Raw genomic sequence first — 24353 nt, forward strand, 5'->3', positions numbered from 1 at the left:
TGTCATGACTTGCCGATATGAGCTACGGCGCTTCGGCTGTATGGGTGGTGGAATTACCGAACAGGCCCCCTGACCGGCACGAACGTGGCCGGTGCGAGCGACATTGGTGATCACGCGTAGGCTCGCGTGGGCACTGGTGGTTGATCAAGGAGGTCGCGTGGGCGAGTTCGTACGTGTCGACGTCGAGAACGGCGTCGCCACCATCCGGCTGGACCGGCCGAAGATGAACGCGATCAACGCTCAGATGCAGGGCGAGATCGCGGAGGCGGCCCTGCAGGTGAGCGCCGACGACGACATCCGCGCGGCCGTCATCTACGGCGGCGAGAAGGTCTTCGCGGCGGGTGCCGACATCAAGGAGATGGCGGAGATGTCGTACGCCGTCATGTCGGCCCACTCACGGCGGCTGCAGGGCTTCACGAAGGCGCTGGCCGCGATCCCCAAGCCCGTCATCGCCGCCATCACGGGTTACGCGCTCGGCGGTGGTCTCGAGGTCGCGCTGGCCGCCGACTTCCGCGTCGTGGGCGAGGGCGCCCGCCTGGGCCAGCCGGAGATCCAGCTCGGCATCATCCCGGGCGCGGGCGGCACCCAGCGGCTCGCGCGCCTGGTCGGCCCGGCCCGGGCGAAGGACCTCGTCTTCTCCGGTCGCCATGTCAAGGCCGACGAGGCGCTCGCCATGGGCCTGGTCGACAGGGTCGTGCCCGACGCCGACGTGTACGCCGAGGCGCTGAAGCTGGCGGAGCGCTACAAGAACGGCCCAGCGATGGCGCTGAGCGCGGCGAAGCAGGCCATCGACTCGGGACTCGACGTCGACCTCGACACGGGCCTGGAGATCGAGAGGTTGCAGTTCTCCGCGCTGTTCGCCACCGAGGACCAGAAGACCGGCATGACGAGCTTCCTAGAGCAGGGCCCCGGCAAGGCCGGCTTCATCGGCCACTGACGCGCGCTTGTGCTGGTATGTCCCTTAAGTCTGTGCCATCCTTCGATGGTGGATTAAGTGGTCCACATATCGGTGACCAGGTAATTACGTTCGGAGACTTTGTGAAGCCGATCGGATCGAAGGCCAGCCAGGAGAAGCCGTCCACCGTGAAGATGAACGCTCTGGAACTTGCGCTAATTCGCAGGCAGAGTGGCGATGACGGTCAGTCGGCGCAGTATGTTCATGGCAGTTTCATCGGGGACCGCGCTCAGTCCACTGACTGAGGCGTCGCCAGTGCAGCCGGTGAGCATGTTCTCAGCCATGGCCGTCATGAACCGGCCGAGCCGGCGTTCGGGAGCGTTCACAACTCGGTGAGGTCACGGCGTACCTCTTCGGCGGCGGGATCCTCGAGACTCTCAAAGATCGCCAAAGCTTCACGCAATGCCTCACGGCCCGCCTCGATATCACCGGTGTCCAGCAGGACATCGCCCAGTGCGCGCAGAGTCAGGGCCTGACCCTCACGATCGCCGATTTCGCGCCGGAGACCAAGCGCACGCTCGTAGAAATCGGTGGCCTCGGCGACGTTCCCGAGTCGTTGGTAAATCTTGCCGAGCCCATGCAGGCTCACGCCCTCATTCTCGGGGTCGACATCATGCGCCACGGGGAGCGCCTGCTCGTAGTAGGAGAGTGCCTCGGTCATCCGATTCAGGCCGATCGACGCGTCCGCGAGAACGTTCAAGGTGATGACCTCGTTGCGCCGGTCGTTGATCTCTCGCCAGACGGGCAACGCACGTTCGGCGTATTCGATCGCCTCCGCGTCGCGTCCGCTGTTCTGCAAGGCGTAGCTGACATTGACCAACGACATCCCCTCGCCCTGGCGGTCGCCGATCTCGCGACAGATCGCCTGTGCCTGCTCGTAATGGTCGGCGGCCTCGTCGAACCGTCGCAGGTCGGCATAGGCGCCCCCGACGCATATGAGACTCCACGCCTCTCCATACCTGTCCGCGACGCGACGCGCGGCGTCGAGGGCGGTGAGCGTCGTCGACAACCTGTTCATGCGATGCTTCCTGAGGTGGAAGAACATGATGAGGGCGACAGGTAGCTTCCAGGCGATGTCGCTCGCGCCTGTATTCGCGGCCTGCTCAATGGCCGCGAGCAGATTGGGCCGCTCCGCTTCGCACCAGTTCAACGCGGCTTCGTAACTGACGAAGGTCAGCGGATTGATCTCAGGGCCGGGCTCGTCGAGAGGCACGTGGCGGCGCTGAGGCGCCAGCAACCGGTCCACCGCGTCGGCGGTGAAGAGATACCAGGTCAGCTCCCGGTGGACGGCTGCTCGTCGCTCATCCTCCGGCTCCTCGGCATTGGCGCGCTCGATGGCGTACTCGCGGATCAGGTCATGGAACCGGTAGCGATCACGAGCGACTTCTTCCAGCATGTTCACATTGGCCAGCGTGACCAGCGCTCGACGTGCCGCCGGAATGGGCATGCCGCACATCGCGGCTGTCGCCTCGACGGTGATCTCGGGTCCGGCGTGCAACCCGATGAGCCGGAATGTTCGAGCCACCTCGGCCGTCAGTTTCCGGTACGACCAGGAGAACACGTTGCGGACCTCCGTGTCTTGGTCTGTGGTGGTGAACGCGTCGAGACGGTTGCCCTCCACCCTAAGTTCTTGGACCAGTTCGGCGAGATCAAGATAGCGGCGCGTCGCCGCCTGTTCGGCGGTGATGAGGACGGTCAGGGGTAGGCAACCGGCCTGATTCACCAAGGCCGTCGCAGCCTGCGGGTCGGTCTCCATCTCCGGGCCGATGACACTGCGGAACAACGTCACCGCGTCTTCCGCGGCGAGTGGCGACAGCGCCACTCGCGCCGCACCGTCATGGACCACGAGTCCGCCGAGCATGCTGCGGCTGGTCACCACGGCGAGACTGCCTTCTGACGGCGGTAGCAAGGGACGGACCTGCTCCGCGCTCCCCGCGTTGTCGAGGACCACGAGCACGCGCTTGTCGCTCAAAATCGTCCGGTACATGCCCATCATCGCTTCCAACCCGGAAGGTATCTTCTCGGGCTCCACGTCCAAGGCTCTCAAGAAGCCGTCGAGAACTTGCTCGGTCTCCATTGGAGGCCGGTGGTGATAGCCGTAAAGGTTGACGTAGAGCTGGCCTTCGGGATAGCGGTCCCGAACCCTGTGCGCCCATTGAATCGACAGCGCGGTCTTCCCGACGCCCGCGGCACCTGAGATGAGAACCAAGCGAGAATTCGAGGTCGCTGTGGTGAGAAGTGCATCGAGTTGCCCGATTTGAACCGTTCGGTCGGTAAACCTGGTTACCCCGGCCGGAAGTTGCCGGGGCACCGGGAGCGCCCGTTCGGGCAGGACCAGATTTCCGTGGATATCCCGAACCTGGATGACGGTGCCGGCCGAACCGCCGATGAACTCGTTGTGCGACATCGTGGCTCCGTGAGGTCGGATTCTCGCCAGCGGCTCCAACGGGCCGAGCGCCCGCGGCAGGCGGTCGGCAGGTGACCTATCAAATTAGTACCCGAAAGCGTAAAATCTCGCTCGGTACTCTCTTCGGTAGGGAGCTGTAATGGGCCGAACTGAACAGGCGCGTGCAAACCTGCCCGACGACGCCGCTATGCCCGTTGACGAGGGCGATGCCTTGGACCAGGCGCTTCGCCGCGTCGACCAAGAGCAGGCGTACCGGACCACCCACCCCGAGGCGAAGCCCACGGTGCGCTACGAGTGCACCTCGTGGTCGTCGGGGACGGTCCGTTCCTGAACGCGTCCAGAGCGACTCGGGAACAGCACATGGCGGATTCCGAGCCGCTGCCAGGCTGGGCGCCACAGCCGTTTCGCCAGTTCGTGTTCAAGGTGCAGTCGCGGTGCAACCTGGACTGTGACTACTGCTACGTCTACCACCTGGCCGACCAGAGTTGGCGGCGGCAACCGAAGCACATGGCACCGGACACCGTCCGCGCCGCCGCCCGCCGGATCGCCGAGCACGCGGCACGCCATGAGCTGGATCGGGTGAAGATCACCATCCATGGCGGAGAACCGCTCCTGGGCGGCCGGGCCTACCTCGAGACCTTCCTGTCCGTGATGCGGGCGAACGCGCCCGGCGTCGCGCTCGACTTCTCGATGCAGACCAACGGCGTGCTGCTCGACGACGAGATGGCGGCCTTCCTCGTCGACGAGAGTGTCATCGTCGGGATCAGCCTCGACGGTGACCGGGAGGCCAACGACCTGCATCGCAGGTTCAGGGACGGCCGGTCTAGTTACGACCTGGTCGAGGACGCCATCAGGCGGATGACGCGGCCGGAGAACCGCGAGAGCTTCGGCGGTGTGCTGTGCACGGTGCAACTGGCGGCCGACCCGCTACGGGTGTGGCACAGCCTGCTCGATCTCGGAACGCCGGCGCTCGACTTCCTGCTTCCGCACGGCACCTGGTCGAGCCCGCCGCCCGGCCTGCGGCCCGGTGACGGTCGCACACCGTACGCCGACTGGCTGATCCCGATTTTCGACGAGTGGTTCGACGCGGCAGACCGGCCGGCCTCGGTGCGGATCTTCGAGGACATTCTGAATCTGCTCCTGGGCGGCGTCGACAGTTACGAGTCCTTCGGCCTGGCGCCGGTGTGCCTGGTGGTGGTCGAGACCGACGGCGGCTATGAGCAGGTCGACTCGATGAAGGCGGCGTATGAAGGAGCCGCCGCGACCGGGATGAGCGTGTTCACCGAATCGCTCGACGACCTGCTCGGCACGCCGGGCATCGTCGCCCGGCAGGTCGGGTTGTCGGGGCTGCACGAGACCTGCCGCGAGTGCGCTCTCGTCGAGACCTGCGGCGGCGGACTCTACTCGCATCGCTACCTGGAGGGGTCCGGCTTCGTCAATCCCTCGGTGTTCTGTGCCGATCTCTATGCCCTGATCTCCCACATCGAACGGCGGACCACCGACCAGCTCACCGCCCGCGGGCTGACGCTCGCGCAGGTGCGGCAGAGCGGGCCGTCCGCAGGTGGCGAGGGACTCGCCGACGGACGCGGGACGAGCGGGAACGGCGCCGCGAGGACCCTCGGCGGCGCCTGAGCCCGGGGTACGCCGGGTGCCGGCGGGTGCCTGGGGCACAAAGGGGGCGCGCTCATCTTTGTCGGTTCCCGTGTGGCCGCGTTACCTACGCACCCGTAAGTTAGCTCGTGACAGATCCGTTATGCGTACCACTGAGAGGTTGGCAATGGCGTTCACGTCCCGCCCGAAGACGACGACCGAGCTGTTGCTGGAGCTGGAGCCCGTCGTCGCCACCGAGCTCGATCGTCACCTCGCCACGGCCAAGGAGTGGTTCCCGCACGAATACGTGCCCTGGAGCGAGGGCCGTAACTTCGACGGCCACTTCGAGGGCGAGGCGTGGGCTCCCGAGGACTCCAAGGTGACCCCCGAGGCGCGGGACGCGCTGGTGGTCAACCTCCTCACCGAGGACAACCTGCCCGGCTACCACCACGAGATCGCCACCATCTTCGGCCGCGACGGCGCGTGGGGCACCTGGGTCAACCGCTGGACCGCCGAGGAGAACCGCCACGGCATCGTCATCCGCGACTACCTCACGGTCACTCGCGCCGTCGACCCGGTGGCGCTGGAGCGGGCCCGGATGGTGCACATGGAGGGCGGCTACCAGGCCGACCACGGGGACAAGATGCTCCACGGTCTCGCCTACGTGTCGTTTCAGGAGCTGGCGACCCGAGTGTCGCACCGCAACACCGGCAAGGCCTCGGGCGACCCCGCATGCGAGCGGCTGCTGACCCGGGTGGCGGCGGACGAGAACCTGCACATGCTCTTCTACCGCAACGTGCTGGCCAAGGCCTTCGAGCTCGCGCCCGACGACACCATGCGCGCCGTCACCGACGTCGTGAAGAACTTCCAGATGCCCGGGCACACCATCGAGGGTTTTCTGCGCAAGTCGGTCGTCATCGCCAACGCCGGCATCTACGACCTGAAGCTGCACCTCGACGACGTGCTCTCACCCGTTCTGCGCCAGTGGAAGGTCTTCGACATGGAGGGCCTGAGCGGCGACGGCGAGAAGGCGCGGGAGGAGCTGTCGGAGTACCTCGCGGGACTCGACACGGCGGCGACCCGCTTCGTCGAGCGTCGCGCCGAGCGCCGGGCCAGGCAGGCGGCCCGCGAAGGAAGGTAACGATCCGTCTCAGCAGGAACCAAGGCCCCGCCGGTCCCGTCGAAGAGGAAGAGAACAACGGGCGGTACAAGACGGGGAAGGGGTCATGGCGGCGGTCGAGCGACTGGGCGAGTATCGGTTGCTGGAGCGGATCGGTGTCGGCGGCACCGCGGTGGTGCACCTGGCGGTGGACTCCCACGGCCGTGAGGTCGCGGTGAAGGAGCTCCGTGAGGAACTGGCGGGCGAGCCGGATGCCAAGCGGAGACTGGCCAGGGAGATCCTGGCCCAGGGCAAGGTCACCAGCCGCTACGTCGCCAGGCTCCTGGACGGCGACGTTGAGGGGGACCGGCCTTACACGGTGACCCAGTACGTCCCGGGGACCACCCTGCGCGAGTCCGTCAAGGCCTACGGGCCGCTAGGCGGGGTGCCGCTCACGCGGTTCGCGCGTGAGGCGGCGGAGGGCGTCGCGGCGATCCACGCGGCCGGCGTCGTGCACCGGGATCTCACCCCCGGCAACGTGATGATCCTCGGCGGATCGCCGGTCATCATCGACTTCGGGATCGCCTACGAGGCCCGCGCGGGGCAGGAGACCCGTCCCGGGATCCTCATCGGCACGCCCGCATACCTCGCGCCGGAGTTGGTCGAGGGCGAGGCGGTCACCGCCGCCGCCGACGTGTTCTCCTGGGCGGCGACGATCGCCTTCGCCGCGACCGGCCGCCCCCCGTTCGGTACGGGCTCGCTGCACGGGGTCTGTTTCCGCATCCTGCGCGGTGCGGTGGACCTCGACGGGGTCGCCGAGCCTCTCGCCTCGTTGCTGCGTCTCGCCCTGCGGCGTGATCCCGATGCCCGCCCTTCGGCGGCGTGGTTCGCCGGCGAGCTGGCACAGTGGAGCCTCGAGCCCATGCTCGCCCGGACGGGGTGAGATGCCGCATAGGTCCGACTTGGCGTCGATACTGCGGGTAGGGTTTCGGGTGCGATGAAGGGGGTTGCTACGTCCGGGGAACAGGTCGGCCAGTACCGCCTGCTCGACGTTCTGGGCGAGGGCGGGATGGGCGTCGTGCATCTGGGGGTCGACCCCCAGGGGCGCAAGGTGGCGGTGAAGGTGCTCCGGCCCGCCGTCGCGGGCGACGCCACGGCGCTGCGCAGGCTGGCGCGCGAAGTGGACACGATGCGCCGTGTGCACAGCCCGCACGTCGCCGAGATCATCGATGCCGACGTCACGGCGGAGCGGCCCTACATCGTCACGCAGTACGTGCCCGGCCGCACCCTGGAGCAGATCGTGCTCGAGGACTCTGGCCCGCTCAGCGGTCGTCAGGTGCAGAGGCTCGCGGCCGGCCTGGCGACGGCGCTCACCGCCATCCACGCGGCCGGCGTCATCCACCGCGATCTCAAGCCGGGCAACGTGATGTTCCTCGACGGCGAGCCGATCCTGATCGACTTCGGCATCGCCCAGGTGGTCGACTCGACCCGGCTCACCGCCACCGGAATGGTCATCGGCACGCCCGGGTATCTCGCCCCGGAGATCATCGAGGGCGAGGACGCCGGCGCCCCGGCGGACGTGCACTCCTGGGCCGGAACCCTGGTGTTCGCGACCACGGGCCGGCCTCCGTTCGGCTCTGGAACCTTCGAATCGATCTTTTACAAGATCATGCAAGGTACGCCGGACCTGGACGGCGTGCCCGACCCGTTGCTGCCGCTGATCCGGAGCGCGATGGCGCGCCATCCGGCCGAACGGCCCACCGCGCCCAAGCTCGCCGAGCTCAGCAGGCGCATCGATCTGGACGCGACCCTCACCGATCAGACCCGCGTCGACCGGCCGTTCCCGACCTATACGCCGCAGGCCTCCGCTCCCATGGCGATGCCGGGACCCGCGCGCGCCGCGCCGTCCCGGCCGGAGCCGGTGCCGGCGCAGCCCAAGGACTTCATCGGGCTGCTGCCGCCCGCCGCGCCCCCGCCGGCGCCTCCACCCGCTCCCGGTCCGTACGCGCCTTCGCCCTATGGCGCTCCGTACGCCCAACCGCAGACCAGGCGGCGGCAGGGTGACCGGCAGCGCGCGCGGCAGGCCCCGCCCGTGCAGCCGGAGCCGTACGACCCGCGACGCGTGGACCCGCAGCGCCAGCCGGATCCCCGGCGGCAGCCGGACGCGCCCAAACCGCCCAAGCCGTACGGCTGGTATCGCATCGTCAGTCTGATGCTCCTCGCCGTGGCCGCAGGGTTCGCCCTGCAGTTGCCGGTGCTGACGCTGATCGTCGTCGTGATCACCGTGTTCGTGTTGCGGGTGGGCGACCGCGCCGGTCAGAGCCTCACCGCCAAGCGGACCCGCACCGGGCCGACCCCCGGTGACGTGGTCGGCGCGGTGCTGAAGGCACCGCTCGGGATTCCGGGCGCGCTGCTGTCCACACTGCTGCTCACGCCCCTCGGCCTCTTGGCCGGCGGCGTACTGCTCGGGGTGCTCATGGCGACGCAGCCGGCGATGCCCGTCGCCCAGGCGGTCGCCTACAGCTCCCTCGCCGTCATCGGCCTGCACTGCCTCGGGCCGGGCAGCCGGGCCCCGCGCCGCCAGCTCGCGCGCATCTGGGGAGCCGTTCTGCCCCGCCGCGAGATCGCGATGGTCGTGACGGCCTGCCTCGGGCTCTTCGCGCTGCTGGTCTTCGGGCTGTCCAGCGGGCAGACCCCGGACACTCAGCCGCTGCACGAGTTGTCCGGCGATCTCAGCAAGCTCCGGACCGACATCAGGGATCTGCTCCCGGGTTAGCCGCACGCGGCCCGGCGCGGTGAGCGAGTCGTCATCGGCCTCAGCCGAGATCGGTGATCAACTCGATAGAGTGACGAGTGCCATGACCGGGGACGTGACGCAGGACGGCCGGGGCGGAGGCGCCGCCCCGTATCCCCACGCCGGCCAGAACGGGCCTCCGGCCGACATCGGTCCTTACCGGCAGGTGTCGCCTGTGGGCACGGGCAGCCTGGGCGCCGTGTACCGCGGCACGGATCCGGCCGGCCGCGACGTCGCCATCAAGGTGCTGAGGGCCGAGATCGCACAGGACCCGGCGGCGCTGCTCAGGCTGGCGCGCGAGGTCGACCTGATGCGCCGCGTACGCAGCCCACACGTGGCGGACGTCCTCAACGCCGACGTGACGGCCGATCACCCCTATGTGGTCACGCGCTTCGTGCCAGGACGACCGCTGGACGAGGTCGTCGCCGCCCACGGCCCGCTGCGGCCCGCGGGGCTCCGGCTACTGGCGCTGGGTCTGGCCAAGGCGCTGGTCGCGATCCACCGGGTCGGCACGGTGCACCGCGACCTCAGGCCGAGCAATGTGAAGCTCGTCGACGGTGAACCCGTGGTGATCGATTTCGGCGTTGCGCAGACGGTTGACTCGACCCGGGAGGCATGGGCCGGCACGCCCGGTGAGACTGCGGCGGCCGGGGCGGCTCCGGCAGCGGGGACCCTCGACCGCGGGCCCGCCTCGCCCGCTGAGGACGTGCGCGCGTGGGCGGTCACGGTGGTCTTCGCGGCGACCGGCGGCACGCGGCACGGGCTCGCCGCACCGGCGCCCGCACTCGATTCCGGCGCCGGTGCCGACGACGGCGCCAGTGACGACGGCCCCAGTGACGCCGACGCCGACAGTGCCGATGACGCCACCCGGGCGGACACGATCGGCGAGGCCGGCGCAGACCGTGCGGATCTCGCCGAGGTGCCCGAGCCGCTCCGCCCGATGCTCAGATCCGCACTCGACCCTGATCCGGCCCGGCGCCCCACCGCCGACGCGCTCGCCCAGGCGGTCGCCGCCCTCGCGGTGGAGCCGGACGAGCCCGCCTCGCCCGAGCCACTGGGCCGCGTCTCACGTCCCGTCGTGCCCGCCGGACACGGCGCCGCGACCGCGGCCGGGCCGGAGCCGTCCAGGTCGCCGGCGCAGGTCGCCGGCCCGGGATCGCCCGCCGGTTCCGCCGCCGTGGAACGGCCCGAAGCGACCGACGCCGACCTCGCGGTCGCCCCGGCCTGGGCACGGCTGTTCTCCTACCTGGTGGTGGCGACGGTGGTCAGCGTCGCGATCGTCATGCCAATAGCCGGCGCGGTGCTGGCCCTGGCCGGTGTGTTCGTCCTGCACGCGGGCGACGCCGCCGCGGAACGCCGCAGGCCGGGCGCAGGTGCACTGCGTCTGCTGTCCGCGCCGCTGTCGGCTCCGGGCGTCCTGGTCCACGGCGTGCTGATGACGGCGCTGACCATTCCGTACGCGGCGATGTTCGCGGTGACGATCACCCTCGCTCTCGTCGCGCTGGTCGCCGTCGGCATCGAACCCGACGTGCTCGCCGCGTGCGCCTGGGGCATGGGTGGTTCGGTCTATGTGCTTTGGGCGGGCCCGGGGGTGCGCGCACCCCGGCGGCATCTCACGCGGATCTTCGGTGCGGTCGCTCCCGAACCCCACCGGATCGCCCTGGTGGGCGTCGTGCTGGGCACGCTCGCCGTCGCCGCGGTGGTCGGGGCCGTCTCGCTGACGCCGAGCTTCGCGCCGATGTACGCGCTGCAGAACTCGCTGTCGAGTTCGCTGGACCGGCTCCAGCAGGCACTCGACTGATCACCGGCGCGCTTTCCCGGCATTGCGGGTCACAGCCTCTACGATCGGGCCTTCGGTGAAGGTGGTGCGTCATGCCCGTACGCGAGCGCGTCGGCCCCTACCGCCTGCTCGAGGAGATCGGCGTCGGCGGCATGGGCGAGGTCAGCCTGGCACTCGACCCGCATGGCCGGACCGTGGCGGTCAAGGTCCTCCATCCGGCGGTGGCCCGCGACGAGGTGTCGCGGCGGCGCCTCGAGCGTGAGGTCGCCACGATGCGCCGGGTGCGCAGCCCCCATGTCGCCGAGGTCGTCGGCGCGGACTTCACCGGACGACGGCCGTACATCGTCACCCGGTACGTGGAGGGACGATCGCTCGCGGAGGTCGTTCGGACGCGGGGACCGCTGCGCGGGGCGGCACTGCTCAGACTGGCGCGGGGGCTGGCGCGCGCGCTCGCCGCCGTCCACGCGGCCGGTGTCGTGCACCGTGACCTGAAGCCGGCGAACGTGATCGTCGTCGGCGATGAGCCCGTCGTGATCGACTTCGGGTTGGCGCACGTGCTCGACGCGACTCGGCTCACCCGGACCGGCACGGCGATCGGCACTCCGGGCTATCTGGCGCCCGAGGTCCTGGACGGGGAACGGGCGGGGCCGAAGGCCGACGTCTTCTCGTGGGCGGCGACCGTGGTGTTCGCCGCGACCGGCCGGTCCCCGTACGGCAGCGGCCCGGCGCAGGCAATCTACTCCCGGGTGCTTCGCGGTCGGTTCGACCTTTCCGGAGTGCCGCGGGTGCTCCTGCCGACGGTGCGGGCCGCTCTCGCGCTCGATCCCGGCGCGCGGCCGGTGCCGGACGAACTGCTGAAGGGACTCGCCGCACCGGCTGCTCCAGCGGCCGCGCCGGCGGATCCGCCGCGCCCGCACCGGTGGCGGCGTCCACGCGGGTGGCGGCCGCTGCTCCTGGCCGTCCCTGCGCTCTGTTATCTGGCGCCGGTGCTCGCCGGAGGGGCGCTGTTGTTCTGCGCGGGCACGGCGCAACTCCGTAACGAGTGGCGAAGGGCACACCGGCGGTCGGCCCGTGGGCCGCTGCGACGGCGGGTCCGAGCCGCCGGTGCGGTGCCTTTTCGGGTGGCCGTCCGCATGGCCGTCCTGGTCTTGGCGCTCGCGGCCTGCTACGGCCTGGTCTTCGGGATCGCCCGGGCGCTGTCGGCGCCGGTCGAAATGGCCGTGAGCCTGCCCGTGGGCGTGCTCGCGGCCGGCGCGGTGTGCGTGCGGTCCTGGTATGCGGCCGTGGGCGGCGCCGCCGAGATCTGGCTCGTCCGGCTCGGCACTCCGCTGCTCACGCTGGCCACGGTCGCCGCGGCGGCGGCCGCGGTCGGGGCACCGCTGCGATGGCCACTGTGAGGCACCGGCCGGGGCATGTCCGCAGAAGCGGGCGCACGGGGCAAGATATCCGCAGGGCGTGATATCACTCACGTGATGTTACGGACGAGCCTCAGGTCGTAGCAATGCCGTGTTTCGCCACTCACCAGTTGATCCGGGTTTGCGCTGGCCTCCCAGGTTGCACGGGCCTCCGGGTTTGCATGGTGTCTACTCGCCGGTAACATCGTTGGTGCAGCCAATCGGAGCCCGAAGCCGAAGCACGTTCGGGTCTTTGGCAGGCTGTGAGGCGCGAACGTATAGCCCCGCGCCGACCCGTCAGGGCGGCGCCCCTCTGGCCGCGCGCACACGCGTGCGGCTGACTGAGTGCAGGGAGGTCGGCCACCGGCCATGAACATCGTCGTCTGCGTTAAGCAGGTTCCCGACACGGAGAGCCCGCGCAAGTTGAAGTCCGACGACAAGACGCTCGATCGTGGTGCCGCCGACGGTGTCATCAACGAGCTCGATGAATACGCCATCGAAGAGGCGCTGAGCATCAAGGAGGCCCACGGCGGCGAGGTGACCGTTCTCACCATGGGCCCCGACAAGGCGCTCGACTCGATCCGCAAGGCCCTCGCGATGGGCGTGGACAAGGCCGTGCACCTCGTCGACGACGCCCTGACCGGCTCTGACGCGCTGCAGACCTCGTACGCGATCCAGCAGGTGCTCGCCAAGACCGGGTTCGACGTGGTCATCCTCGGGTCGGAGTCCACCGACGCGCGCACCGGCGTCCTCGCCGCGATGCTCGCCGAGCGTCTCGGCGTGCCGCAGCTCTCGCAGGCGAACAAGGTCGAGATCGACGGCTCCGCCATCACCATCCAGCGGCAGACCGACTACGGCTTCGACCGGGTCGAGGGCAGCCTGCCCGCCGTGGTGAGCGTCGTCGAGAAGATCAACGAGCCTCGCTACCCCTCCTTCAAGGGGATCATGGCGGCCAAGAAGAAGCCGGTCGAGGTGCTTTCGGTGGCCGACGCCGACATCGACGCGTCGAAGGTCGGGCTGGCCAACGCCGCCACCGAGGTCATCGAGTTCGCCGAGGCGCCGCCACGGGAACAGGGTCAGATCGTCAAGGACGAGGGTGACGGCGGCGCGAAGATCGCCGAATTCCTCGCGTCGAAGAAGTTCGTCTGAGAGAGGACTGGAAATGACAGAGATTCTCGTCCTCGTCGACCACCTCGACGGCGAGGTGAAGAAGGTCACCTTCGAGCTGCTGACGCTCGCCCGCCGTTTCGGTGACGCCGCGGCCGTCTGGATCGGCCCGGGCTACGAAGGAGCCAAGGAGAAGCTGGCCGAGTACGGCGCCGCGAAGGTCTATGTCGCCGCCGACGAGGAGCTGACCTCCTACGTCGTCGCGCCGAAGGCCGAGGTGCTGGCTCAGCTGGTGCAGGAGAAGTCCCCGGCCGCGGTGCTGGTCTCCGCGACGGCCGAGGGCAAGGAGGTCGCCGGCCGGCTGGCCATCAAGATCGACTCTGGGGTGCTCACCGACGTCGTCGATGTTGCGGAGGGCTTCGTCGGGGAGCACTCGATCTTCGGTGGCGCGATCGTCGCCCAGGCGAAGGTCAAGTCGGGAACGCCGATCATCGCCGTGCGGCCGAACGCCGTCGCGGTCGAGGCGGCGCCGTCCTCGCCGGCGGAGGAGCAGGTGTCGATCGCACTGACCGACGCCGCCAAGTCGGCCAAGATCGTGGAGAAGGTCATCCAGGAGAAGGGCGAACGGCCCGACCTCACCGAGGCCGCCATCGTCGTGTCCGGCGGACGCGGTGTCGGCGGCGCGGAGAACTTCAAGATCATTGAAGGTCTGGCCGACTCGCTCGGCGCGGCCGTCGGCGCGTCCCGCGCCGCGACCGACGCGGGCTGGTATCCGCACCAGTTCCAGGTGGGCCAGACCGGCAAGACCGTGTCGCCACAGCTCTACATCGCGGTGGGCATCTCCGGCGCGATCCAGCATCGGGCCGGTATGCAGACCTCGAAGACCATCATCGCGATCAACAAGGACGCCGAGGCTCCCATCTTCGAGCTCGTCGACTACGGCGTCGTGGGCGACCTCTTCCAGGTCGCTCCACAGCTGACCGAAGAGGTCAACAAGCGCAAGTGAACCGCTGCGGAGCCCCGGCGATGTCCTCCATCGCCGGGGCTCCGCTGTTTCAAGGAAGACAACCCGGGCATACCGGTCGTCCAGTACTGGAACCGTTTGGAGCTTCACCAGCGTTGTCAGTGGCGACCGGTTCTCGCATCACCCCTAGGGACACATGGACGCGATCCCCGATCACAACGGCAGGACGCGCCCGGTTTCCGCCGGGCATCTGACCCCCGCTCCCCGCCTTCCAGCGACGACCGACGACCCCCACCCACTCGCTCTCAGGATCGAGCACATCGCCGAACTCGGCGACCGCGTGCGCGCGAACATCCGCACCGCGGTGCGGATGCCAGGCGATGTGCTGGACACCGTTCTGGCCGCCGTCCTCGCGGGCGGGCACCTGCTGGTGGAGGACCATCCCGGTGTCGGCAAGACCCAACTCGCGCGCAGTCTCGCGCGCAGTCTCGACGGGAGGTTCGCACGGGTACAGGCGACCGTCGACCTGCTTCCCGCGGACATCGTCGGCGCCAGCGTCTGGCGTGCGGACACCGCGGCGTTCGAGTTCCGCCCCGGCCCGATCTTCGCGAACGTCGTGCTCGTCGACGAGCTGAACCGGGCCACCCCGAAGACCCAGTCCGGTCTGCTCGAGGCGATGGAGGAGCGCCAGGTCACGGTCGACGGGGAGAGCCGGCCGATCCCGGCCCCGTTCATGGTGATCGCCACACAGAATCCCAGTGCCGGCTATGACGGGACCTACTCGTTGCCGCCCGCTCAGCTCGACCGCTTCCTCGCCAGGGTCTCGCTCGGTTATCCCACGGAGGATCAGGAACTGGCCCTGCTGCGCAAGGGGCCCGACCCCGTGACCACCCCGGTGTCCAACCCGGCGGAGCTGCTGGCCGCCCAGCAGGCGACCGCCGAGGTGCACGCGTCCGACGCGCTGCTGAGATACGTCGTCGCCCTGCTCACCGCCACCCGCGAGCATCCGCTCGCCGAGGTGGGGGCCAGCCCCCGGTCCGGTCTGTTGCTCCTGGCGGCCGCGCGGGCGCACGCGGCGCTCGACGGGCGTGCCTTCGCGGTGCCCGACGACGTGCAGAAGGTGGCGCCGACCGTGCTGGTACACCGGATTCAACCGGCCTCCGCCGCCCCCGCCCATGCCCAGGAGGAGGTCGTCATGGACGCCGTGGCGAAGGTACGCGCACGATGAACCGGGCGGCGGTGTGGCTCGCGGCGGCGGTCGGGCTGGCCGTCTGCGCCGCCACCGTCGTTTCCCTGACACTTTTCGCGCTGGCGGTCGGTCTCGTCGTGGTCGTGGCGTCGGCCGCCGCGACGGTGACGGCGGCCGCCCGCCGCGTGACCGTGACGCGTTCACTGGCCGAGCGGGAGGTACGTGAGAACGAACCCCTCCTGCTGAGCTTCGGCGTCCACGGTGTCGGCGGGCTGCCGGTGCGGCTCGAGGTCCTCGCCGGCGATGAGCCCGGCGACGAGGTCTGGGTGCCGGTCGAGGAGATCGACGGCACCATGCCGCTCACCGTCGGACGCCGCGGCGCGTACCGGCTGGAGCCCACTCCGGTCCGGCTGGTCGACATCTTCGGAATCTTCCGCCGGACGGTGCTCGCGGGGGAGCCGGAGCCCGTTCTCGTGCTGCCCACGCCCGACGCCGGCGCGCGCATCCCGGTCCCGCCGGGCGCTCCCGCCGAGGACCTCGACCCGGACGGCCTGCGGCCGTACGTGCCTGGCAGCCCGGTGGGCCGGATCCACTGGGCGTCACTGGCGCGCGGTGGCGACCTGCACGAGCGCCGGTTCGCCAGTCCACCCGCCGGGCTGCCGCTGGTGATCGTCGAGACGGCCGGAACGGAGGACCCCGCCGAGCTGGACTGGGTCGCCCGTGCCGCCGCCGGGTGTGTCCTCCGGCTCGCCGGGTCCGGCGGCTGCAAGGTCATGCTGCCCGGCGACAAGGCCGTGACCGAGGTGACCGACGCGGGGACCTGTCACGCCGTACACCGCCGCCTCGCCACCCTCGACACCGCGCCCGTGGGGTCCGCGCCGCGGCTGTTCGACGCCGGGCCGACCTCGGTCGTGCGGTTCCCGGCCGGACTGGTCGTCCCGCCGCCGTCTCCGCTGCCGCCCGGCGTCGTGCCCATGCCCGCCGAGGCCGTACCGCCCGCAGAGACCGGGTACGGAAACGATGGCGCCGGCCAGGACTCGCGCGCAGGTCGGCCGCCCGTGCGCGACGATCCCCGAGGTGAGGTGCCCGCAGCCGACCGGGCCGCCAGGGGCCGGGCCAAGGCGGACCAGGCCAATGCGGACCGGGCCAATGCGGACCGGGCCAGAGCGGACCGGGTCGTAGCGGATCGGGTCATCGGCGAGCGGTCCGTACGGGAGCGGTCGGTTCAACGGGGGAAGGCGTCGTGACGGCGCTCTCCAGGACGGTGCCGGCGCAGCCCGGCCATTCCGCGACCCGGCGGGCGCCGGGCGTCAAAGGGGCGTTGGCGGTGCTCGCCGCGGTGGCTGCGGCGGCCGGTGCGTGGTCGGCGTTGCTGGGCGGAGCGGTCCTGCGGGTGGTGCCGGTCGCCATCGCCGCCGCCGCGCTCACCGTGCTGCGTCCCGCGCCGCGCCTCAACGCGGCGCTGCTTGCCGGGTGGCTTCCCACCGCGGTGGTCATCGCCGGTGTGCCAGGAGAGCGTTGGTGGCCGGACCAGTGGATGCAGCTGCTGCGCGATCTGTCCGACGGGGCGTCGATGCTCGCGACCCTGGGCCCGGGCCGGGTGGAGGGCGATCCGTGGCCGGTGGCCGTCTGGTTGCTGCTCACCGGGGCGGTCTGGCTGGCAGCCGGTGCGATGGGGGCGGCGAGGACCGCCCCGGGTTCGTTGCGCACGATCGCCTTCGCGCTGCTGGTCGCCCCCTGGGCGTTGGCCGTGGCGGTGCGTCAGTCCGACGACGCGGCCTGGCAGGGCGCCGTGATCCTCTTCGCGGCCTGCCTGTGGTTCGCGCCGCGCCACGCCTCGGCCGTACCGGTGCTGGCCCTGGGCACCGGCGCCGCCCTGGTGTCGGCGTTGACCGCGCACGCCCTCGGCCCGAAGGAACCGTGGCTGGCGCTGGACGACGTCTTCAAGCGTGAGGCGCAGTTCACCCGGCTGGACACGACACAGACGTACGGCCCGCTGCGGGGCCGTCGCAGCGGCGCCACCATGCTGCAGGTCACCGCGCCCGAGCCCGCGCTGTGGCGGATGCAAGTGCTCGAACGCTACAGCTACCGCGGTTGGGAGGTGAGCTCCCGGTCCGGCGTGGAACTGCCCGAGCCGGCCGCGCAGCCGGTCGACATCGACGTCAAGGTCGAAGGGCTGAGGAGCGACATGGTCGTGTCCCCGGGGGCGATCCGCTCCGTCACCGCCGAGGGGAAGAGCAGTGAGGGCCACGGTGCCTCCAGGCGGCTCACGCCCGTGCCCAAGCGCGGCGATTCCTACAGCGTTCGCGCGAATGTGGTGCGCGCCACCGCGGATCAGTTGCGCGCGGCTCCGCCTCCGAGCGATCCGCGGATAGAGGACTACACAAGGCTGTGGTCGAGATACGGAACGCAGGGCCGGGTCGACTGGTTCGGCGCGCCGCCCTACCGTTCGCCCAGGGAGTCGCGGCGGTACGTGGCCAGCCAGATGGAGCAGATCGACGGCTCGGCGTTCCAGGCCGTGCTCGAGCTGTCGCAGCGGCTCACCGCGGGCACGCGCAATCAGTTCGAGGTGGTCGAGCGGGTGCAGCGCTACCTCACCGAAGGCGACCGCTTCCGCTACACCACGGACGTGCCAAGGGCCGGCCGGTACCCGCTCATGGACTTCCTGCTGTACGACCGGGCCGGCTACTGCCAGCACTTCGCCGGGGCGGCGGCCCTCCTGCTGCGCATGGCCGGGGTCCCCACCCGGGTGGCGGTCGGCTTCGCCACCGGGCTACGGGCGGGCGACGGTCACTACAGCGTGCGTGACGCCGACGCCCACGCCTGGATAGAGGTCTACTTCCAGAACTACGGATGGGTACCCTTCAACCCCACTCCGTCGGCGGCGGACGCCGAGATTCCAGAAGAGCTCGACCCTCTCACCCCTCCCGCGGAGGCCGGCCGGGACGCGACGGCCGCGACCGCCTGGGCCGGTGCCGCGATACCGCTCGTTCTCACCCTGGGCGTCGTCGCGGTCGTACGACGCCGGCGGCGCGACCCGCGGACAGAGCTCGGTGAGCTGCTCGAGCGGTTGGCGCGGCAGACCGGCGCACAGGTGGAACCGTCCACCACGCTGAGCGAGCTGCGCGGCAGGCTGGCCCGGATCGGCCCGCGCAGCGCCGCACTCGCGACCGAGGCCGAACACGCGAGGTTCGCGCCCGATTCCGAGCGGGCCCGGGGTCATCCATGGATCCGGATGGCCCGTGCACTGGTCGCCGACCTCGGCACCGCGCGTGCGGTGTTGATCCTGCTCACGCCCGTCCGCCGGCCGTTCCACTCGGTTGCGCCCGGGCCGCTGCGTACCCGCCTCCGCGCGGCCTCGCCCACGCGGGTGCGTGCGCGCTTGCGGGCGAGGCGGCCGCGTACCTGACGCACGTCCGGGTGACGTGCTCGGGCGGTGTGCCGGGGCCGGTGCGCCCGGTGACGTGCCGGCGCGGTGCGTCCAGGTCCTGCGCTCAGGTCGTGCGTCGGATTCTGCGCGCAGGTGGTGCGCCGCGGTGGTGTTCAGGCGGCGACGAGCTCCGGCACCGAATCCGTGGCGGGCCCTGGATCGGACGCGGCGAAGTCGGTCCGCTCGGTGACCGGCAGGAACCGGGCGCCGACGGCGATCATCAGCGCGAGCGCCACCACGATCGTGAGGCCCATCCGGAGCGACGTTCGGTCCGCGAGGAGGCCGATCACCATCGGTCCGAGCAGCAGACCGCCGTATCCCATGGTGCCGACCTGGGCGATCGCGGCCGCGGATCGGCCGGGCGCGACCGTGCCGGACAGCGACACCATCGTCGGCACCACCGTGCAGACCGCCGTGCCCGTGAGGAAGAAGCCGATGAGGGCGACCGGGGTCGACGGGGCCAGCAGCACGACGCTCATCGCGGCCGCGGTGAGGAGACCGCCGAGGGTGAGCAGCAGCCGCGTACCGAGCAGGACGCGCAGCCGGTCGCCGACCAGCCGTCCGCTCAGCATGGCGAGTTCGAACAGTGGGTAGCCGAGTGCCGCGACGGCCTCGGACGCGCGCAGCTCGTCGTGCAGCAGCAGGCCGCTCCAGTCGGCTATCGCGCCCTCGGCCATGAAGGCCAGGAAGGTCAGTGTGCCGATGAGGTAGACCACCATCGGCAGCCTGGCCCGTCGTTCCCCGTCACGTGCCATGACGGCCGGCGGGTCGGCGAGGTACATGCGGCCTATGAGCAGCGCTGCCGTCAGCGCGAGGACGGCAGCGGCGAGAACGGCACGGGTGAAGGACAGGTGCAGGAGCGCGGTGAGCGACCCGAACAGGCCGCCGCTCAGCGCGCCGACGCACCAGCCGGCGTGCATGCCGCTCATCAGAGGCCGCCCGTGGGCTCGTTCGACCACGCTCGCCTGGGCGTTCATGGAGACGTCCATGACACCGAACGCCATGCCGAACAGCGCGATGGCGACGAGCAGCAGCCCGTAGGTCGGTGCGACGGCCACCAAAGCGGCGGTGACCGCGGCCAGCGGCGCGGCGATGCGCAGGACCGCGCGGCTGCCGGTGCGCGCGATGACCCCGCGCAAGCCCTGCATCGCGATGATCGCGGCGACACCCCAGATGAGCAGCACGATGCCGATGTCGCGCGCGCCGATGTCGAACTTGGCCGACAGCGCGGGCATGCGCGCCACCCAGACGCCGCACAGCAGGCCGCCGAGAGCGAAGGCCAGGAAAGTGCCCAGGCGGGCACGGAACAGCATTTCAGTGACTCCTTCGGGGAGACGGCGTGCGCGTGACGCCGGCGGACTGGTCTCGCGGCTCGACGGCGGCCGCCGACCGGGATCGGAACGGGGAGATGCGGGGGAGTTGCGAGGAGGGTGCGGGACGGCGCGTCAGGACCGGAGCAGACTCAGCAGTCGCTCGCGCAGGGCCGCGTAATCTTCCGTATCGAAGATCCGGGTGTCGTGTCCGACCACTTCCCACAGGCCTTCGGCCGCGAGGCGTACGACCACCGCGGTGACCGGGTCGGGATCCTCGCCGGGATCGCGCCGATGCCAGCGGATCATCGCCTCACGTAGCGGCGCGATGAGCTCCCGATCGGCGGCCGCCGCGGTGATGCCCGCCCATCGTCGGCGGGTCCGGGCTCCTTCGCTGCCGGTGAGGGTCGCGAACGTCGCCTCGACATAGGCCCGGCTGTAGGATCCGGGGCGGCCGTCGTCGTAGGAGGCGACGAGTGCGTCGAACTCCTCGATCACACGGCCGACCAGCCCTTTGATCAGGGCTTCCTTGGTGGGGAAGTGGTAGAGAAGACCACCCTTGCTCACACCGGCGCGATCCGCGACGGCGGACAGCGTGAGAGCCTGCGTGCCGTGCTGACAGAGCACGAGTTCCGCGGCGTCGAGGATGGCTTCACGTTTCATGACCATCAAACTGTACCGTCTGGACGGTACAGCGACAAACGTGTCACCGCGCTGCGCCGTGTGGAGGCGGCATCAGAGGGGGACCGGCACTGGAAGACCGGCTCTCCACGGCTAGGCTGAAGCCGCCATGGTGACCTATCTCGACCACGCCGCCACCACTCCGATGGTCGCGGAGTCCATCGCCGCGATGACGGCGGAGCTCGGCCAAGTGGGCAACCCGTCGTCTCTGCACTCCGTCGGCAGACGCGCCAGGCGCGTCGTCGAGGAGTCGCGGGAGATCATCGCTGAGGCGTTCAACGCCCGCCCCAGTGAAGTCATCTTCACCGGAGGCGGAACCGAGGCCGACAACCTGGCCGTCAAGGGGTTGTTCTGGGCGCGTCGCGCGGCCGACCCGCGCAGGACCCGGGTGCTGGCCAGCGCGATCGAACACCACGCGGTGCTCGACGCGGCACGGTGGCTGGCCGACCACGAGGGCGCTCGGGTCGAGCTGATCCCGGTCGACGAGTACGGCCGGGTGAATCCGGACACGCTACGCGCCATGATGGGCGAGGACGTGGCCGTCGTCACCGTCATGTGGGCGAACAACGAGGTCGGCACGCTGCAGCCGATCGAGGAGCTGGCGGCCGTCGCCCGTGAGCACGGCGTCCCGTTCCACTCCGACGCGGTGCAGGCCGCCGGCCAGCTCAAAGTCGACTTCGCCGCCGGCGGCGACGCGCTCACCATCAGCGGGCACAAGCTCGGCGGGCCGCTCGGCGTAGGCGCCCTGCTGCTCGCCAAGGGCGTCGACCCGACCCCGGTGCTGCACGGCGGCGGTCAGGAGCGCGACGTGCGCTCAGGCACGCTCGACACCCCGGCCATCGCCGGTTTCGCGGCCGCCGTGCAGGTCAGCGCGGCCAATCGCGCTCACAACGCGGCGCGGCTCGGCGTGCTGCGCGACGCGCTCGTCGACGGTGTGCGCGCCGCAGTGCCGGACGTCGTGCTCAACGGTCACCCCACACTGCGGCTGCCGGGCAACGCGCACTTTTCCTTCCCGGGGTGCGAGGGCGACGCGCTTCTCATGCTCCTCGACGCGCGCGGGATCGAGTGCTCCACCGGTTCGGCGTGCTCGGCCGGGGTCTCCCAGCCCAGCCACGTGCTGCTGGCGATGGGCGCCGACGCCGCACGAGCCCGCGGCTCCCTGCGGCTCACGCTCGGCCACAACTCGACCGCCGAGGACGTCGACGCGCTCATCGACGCCATCGGACCTGTGGTCGAGCGCGCGCGGCGCGCCGGTCTGACCTGACGCGCCTCCCGCGGCCCGCGGGATTCGAGTACGTCGCATTCGACGGCTCGGTTTGATCCAAGTGCCGTCGGGCAAAGCGTGTTTGGCACAAGGAGGTCCAATGACCGTCGGTCAGGAAGCTAAGGCCGCAGGGCGACGAATGTCGTCCGGAAACGGAATGCAGTTCCTCGCGCGCGCCGGTCTCACGGCGCGCGGTTTCATGTACATATTGCTCGGTTCGCTGGCCATCCAGGTGGCCTTCGGCGGTACGGACAAGAAGGCCGACCGGGAGGGCGCACTGAGTGCGGTGTCCGAGACGCCCGGTGGCACGGTCATCCTCTGGGCGATGGTGGTGGGCTTCTTCGGGCTGGCGGTGTGGCGCTACGCCGAGGCGGCGTTCGGCCAGCCCGTGCCCGACGGCCGCAAGGCGACCAAACGGGCGGCTTCGTTCGGACGCGGGGTCTTCTATACCAGCGTCGTCGTCAGCATCGTCTCGTTCGTGATGGGTCAGGGCACCAATTCCAGTGACGAGCAATCGAAGACGTTCACGGCCAAGGCGATGGAAGAGCCGGGCGGGCGCTGGCTCGTGCTGGCCGTCGGCATCGGCTTCATGGGCTACGGCATCGGCTGCATCGTCAACGCGATCCGCCGCAAGTTCCTGAAGAAACTGAACCGTGCGGAGATGACCCCGAGGCAGCGCGGCATGGTGGAGAAGATCGGCATCGTGGGCCGCAGCGCCCGCGGAGTGGTCTTCGGCAGCGTCGGTATCTTCCTCGCCAACGCCGCCATTCAGTACGACCCGGACAAGGCCAAGGGGCTCGACGGCACACTGCGCGAGTTCACCAAGACCCCGGCGGGCCCGTGGCTGCTGGTCGCGGTCGCGATCGGGCTCCTGGTCTACGCGGTCTACTCCTTCTGCGAGGCCCGCTGGCGCCGCGTGGAGCCCGGCTAAGGCTGGTATGGCGCGAGCGCCCGCCACCCGGGGTCCGGGGTGGAGGCCACCTTGGCACGGCCCTCCGACCAGCCCGCGGCGAGCTGATCGAGCTCGGCCACGACTCCGGACTCCGGGTCGGCGTACAGATGCAGGACCCTCAGGCCGTCGCCCGTCTCCCGCACCGCCAGCACGGCACGGTCGCCGAGGGCGGCGAGATGCTTCTCGAACTCCCGCAGCGCCGACGCGGACGGCCCGACCGGAAGCCGGTCGGGATTGGTGTGGGCGTACGGCAACGACACGGCCACGTGCAGGTCGCACAGCGGATGGTCCGGCCGGTGCAGCGGGAAGCGGACGTCCAGGCGGGCGGGATGGCCGCGCGGGGTCCGGCCCTCGCCCGTCAGCCAGTTCGGCTCCAGGAACGGCTCTGCGATCTGCTGCACCACCGCGGACAACATCGAGGGCGTCAATGAGTCCATCGGCTCCTCGGTGGCGACCTTCACGTCGCCGATCCAGCGCGCGACATCGTCCTCGCCCAGAGCCCAGTCGAGGATGTGCACGGCCACCTGCAGCCGGTTCTCCTCGGGCACGAACAGGAAATCCGGGTGGTAGGCGGTGATGTGCACCCGGGCCCGGGCCTCGTCGGCACGCATCCCGAGCCGCACGTACTCGAGGTCGAACTCGTGATCGCCAAGCGTCAGCTTCTGGTTGAGCATCTCCGGATCGGCCTGACGAGCCGCGTGATAGTCCCAGCCGCCGCCCTTCGGTGCGGCGAGCCGCCAGCGCTCGGCGAGCCCGCGCAGCTCCGCCATCCCGCTGCCGGTGACGGTCAGCACCGGCTTGCCGCCGCCGTGGCCGATCTCCCACTGAAGCTGTGGATGGATCCGGCGGATCCGCCGGGAGATCTCCTCGAGGATGTCGGTCGGCAGACCGTCGGTCAGCGTGGCCTCGATGGACGGCTTGGTCTGCGCCCACCAGGCCCAGAACTCGGCGATGGCCGGGGCCGATGGGGAGGACGAGTCGCGTGGGCGGCGGAAGATTCCCATATCGCGCCCAATCGTACTGTGTTCATGGCCGCGGCTTCGGCCGTGTTGAACGGCTGTGTTGATGGCGCTCGCTCCGCTCGCGCGGCTCGGGGCTGTGTTGATGGCGCTCGCTCCGCTCGCGCGGCTCGGGGCGCTTTGACGCGCTGTCTTCCCTCGTCGCTCCCGAGCGCTCCTTCGTCGCACTCGCTCGCTCCTCAGTCCAGACAGCGCGGCGCCCCTCGCAGTGCGCTTGGCCTGTACGCGTCGAGGCCATCAGTCTTGCGATCAGGCGGGGACTTGGAGCGGAAGGATCTGTGGGGGCGCATGGCGGGCGTCGGGAAGAACTGGTGTGACCTCAGGTCGCGGGGGCGCGTACGCTCGTAGGCGTTATGACTCTGCGCGTTCTTGCCGCCATGTCGGGCGGCGTCGACTCCGCTGTGGCGGCGGCCCGGGC

General features: G+C 70.3%; 19 protein-coding genes. 15 read left to right on the top strand and 4 right to left on the bottom strand.

Annotated features, from left to right (window positions below; translation table 11 throughout):
* Nucleotides 1-157: 157 nt before the first annotated feature.
* Complete coding sequence (locus tag HKK72_RS15670) at nucleotides 158-937, top strand: enoyl-CoA hydratase/isomerase family protein (RefSeq protein WP_187235101.1); 780 nt, start codon at nucleotides 158-160, stop codon at nucleotides 935-937.
* 340 nt (nucleotides 938-1277) lie between these two features.
* Here HKK72_RS15670 and HKK72_RS15675 read toward each other — a convergent pair whose 3' ends face one another.
* Nucleotides 1278-3362 (bottom strand): ATP-binding protein, encoded by a 2085-nt coding sequence (locus tag HKK72_RS15675; RefSeq protein WP_187235102.1) that lies wholly within the window; start codon nucleotides 3360-3362, stop codon nucleotides 1278-1280.
* A 139-nt stretch (nucleotides 3363-3501) separates the two neighbouring features.
* Between HKK72_RS15675 and HKK72_RS15680 the strand changes: the two genes are divergently transcribed.
* The 12 genes from HKK72_RS15680 (at nucleotide 3502) to HKK72_RS42160 (ending at nucleotide 18688) form a co-directional block, all read left to right on the top strand.
* A complete protein-coding gene (locus HKK72_RS15680; protein ID WP_187235103.1) occupies nucleotides 3502-3693 on the top strand; it encodes a hypothetical protein in 192 nt (63 codons plus the stop codon).
* A 29-nt stretch (nucleotides 3694-3722) separates the two neighbouring features.
* Nucleotides 3723-4994 (top strand): FxsB family cyclophane-forming radical SAM/SPASM peptide maturase, encoded by a 1272-nt coding sequence (locus HKK72_RS15685; RefSeq protein ID WP_187235104.1) that lies wholly within the window; start codon nucleotides 3723-3725, stop codon nucleotides 4992-4994.
* A gap of 145 nt (nucleotides 4995-5139) precedes the next feature.
* Nucleotides 5140-6093: an acyl-ACP desaturase gene (locus tag HKK72_RS15690; protein ID WP_187235105.1), complete on the top strand. Its 954-nt coding sequence runs from the start codon at nucleotides 5140-5142 to the stop codon at nucleotides 6091-6093.
* Between the two features lie 85 nt (nucleotides 6094-6178).
* A complete protein-coding gene (locus HKK72_RS15695; protein WP_187235106.1) occupies nucleotides 6179-6994 on the top strand; it encodes a serine/threonine-protein kinase in 816 nt (271 codons plus the stop codon).
* A gap of 54 nt (nucleotides 6995-7048) precedes the next feature.
* Complete coding sequence (locus HKK72_RS39855) at nucleotides 7049-8827, top strand: serine/threonine-protein kinase (protein ID WP_222720764.1); 1779 nt, start codon at nucleotides 7049-7051, stop codon at nucleotides 8825-8827.
* 82 nt (nucleotides 8828-8909) lie between these two features.
* Nucleotides 8910-10646, top strand: coding sequence for a serine/threonine-protein kinase (locus tag HKK72_RS15705; RefSeq protein ID WP_187235107.1), 1737 nt, complete (start codon nucleotides 8910-8912; stop codon nucleotides 10644-10646).
* A 71-nt stretch (nucleotides 10647-10717) separates the two neighbouring features.
* The gene (locus HKK72_RS15710) at nucleotides 10718-12022 is read left to right on the top strand and encodes a serine/threonine-protein kinase (RefSeq protein WP_187235108.1); all 1305 of its coding nucleotides are present in this window, start codon (nucleotides 10718-10720) and stop codon (nucleotides 12020-12022) included.
* A 366-nt stretch (nucleotides 12023-12388) separates the two neighbouring features.
* Entirely contained in the window at nucleotides 12389-13168 is a 780-nt protein-coding gene (locus tag HKK72_RS15715) for an electron transfer flavoprotein subunit beta/FixA family protein (RefSeq protein WP_187235109.1), read from the top strand.
* Between the two features lie 13 nt (nucleotides 13169-13181).
* On the top strand, nucleotides 13182-14132 hold the full coding sequence (locus HKK72_RS15720) for an electron transfer flavoprotein subunit alpha/FixB family protein (RefSeq protein ID WP_187235110.1): 951 nt from the start codon (nucleotides 13182-13184) through the stop codon (nucleotides 14130-14132).
* A gap of 154 nt (nucleotides 14133-14286) precedes the next feature.
* Nucleotides 14287-15318, top strand: coding sequence for an AAA family ATPase (locus tag HKK72_RS15725; RefSeq protein WP_187235111.1), 1032 nt, complete (start codon nucleotides 14287-14289; stop codon nucleotides 15316-15318).
* Nucleotides 15315-16526: a DUF58 domain-containing protein gene (locus HKK72_RS15730; RefSeq protein WP_187235112.1), complete on the top strand. Its 1212-nt coding sequence runs from the start codon at nucleotides 15315-15317 to the stop codon at nucleotides 16524-16526. The genes HKK72_RS15725 and HKK72_RS15730 overlap by 4 nt, the downstream gene beginning before the upstream one ends.
* On the top strand, nucleotides 16523-18688 hold the full coding sequence (locus HKK72_RS42160; RefSeq protein WP_187235113.1) for a transglutaminase-like domain-containing protein: 2166 nt from the start codon (nucleotides 16523-16525) through the stop codon (nucleotides 18686-18688). The genes HKK72_RS15730 and HKK72_RS42160 overlap by 4 nt, the downstream gene beginning before the upstream one ends.
* Before the next feature lie 134 nt (nucleotides 18689-18822).
* On the opposite strand, the gene HKK72_RS15740 is transcribed toward HKK72_RS42160, so the two are convergent.
* Nucleotides 18823-20022, bottom strand: a complete 1200-nt coding sequence (locus HKK72_RS15740; RefSeq protein ID WP_187235114.1) for an MFS transporter — start codon at nucleotides 20020-20022, stop codon at nucleotides 18823-18825.
* 132 nt (nucleotides 20023-20154) lie between these two features.
* Nucleotides 20155-20682, bottom strand: a complete 528-nt coding sequence (locus tag HKK72_RS15745; protein WP_187235115.1) for a TetR/AcrR family transcriptional regulator — start codon at nucleotides 20680-20682, stop codon at nucleotides 20155-20157.
* A gap of 127 nt (nucleotides 20683-20809) precedes the next feature.
* Here HKK72_RS15745 and HKK72_RS15750 point away from each other — a divergent pair, with 127 nt between their 5' ends.
* Together HKK72_RS15750 and HKK72_RS15755 are read left to right on the top strand one after the other, a co-directional pair.
* Nucleotides 20810-21964, top strand: a complete 1155-nt coding sequence (locus tag HKK72_RS15750; protein WP_222720765.1) for a cysteine desulfurase family protein — start codon at nucleotides 20810-20812, stop codon at nucleotides 21962-21964.
* Between the two features lie 100 nt (nucleotides 21965-22064).
* Nucleotides 22065-22895: a DUF1206 domain-containing protein gene (locus HKK72_RS15755; protein ID WP_222720766.1), complete on the top strand. Its 831-nt coding sequence runs from the start codon at nucleotides 22065-22067 to the stop codon at nucleotides 22893-22895.
* Here the strand turns inward: HKK72_RS15755 and HKK72_RS15760 are convergent.
* A complete protein-coding gene (locus HKK72_RS15760) occupies nucleotides 22892-23920 on the bottom strand; it encodes a DUF695 domain-containing protein (protein WP_187235116.1) in 1029 nt (342 codons plus the stop codon). The genes HKK72_RS15755 and HKK72_RS15760 overlap by 4 nt on opposite strands.
* Between the last annotated feature and the right edge of the window lie 433 nt (nucleotides 23921-24353).

It is taken from the genome of Actinomadura sp. HBU206391 (assembly GCF_014323665.1).
In the GTDB taxonomy this organism is placed as follows: domain Bacteria; phylum Actinomycetota; class Actinomycetes; order Streptosporangiales; family Streptosporangiaceae; genus Actinomadura_C.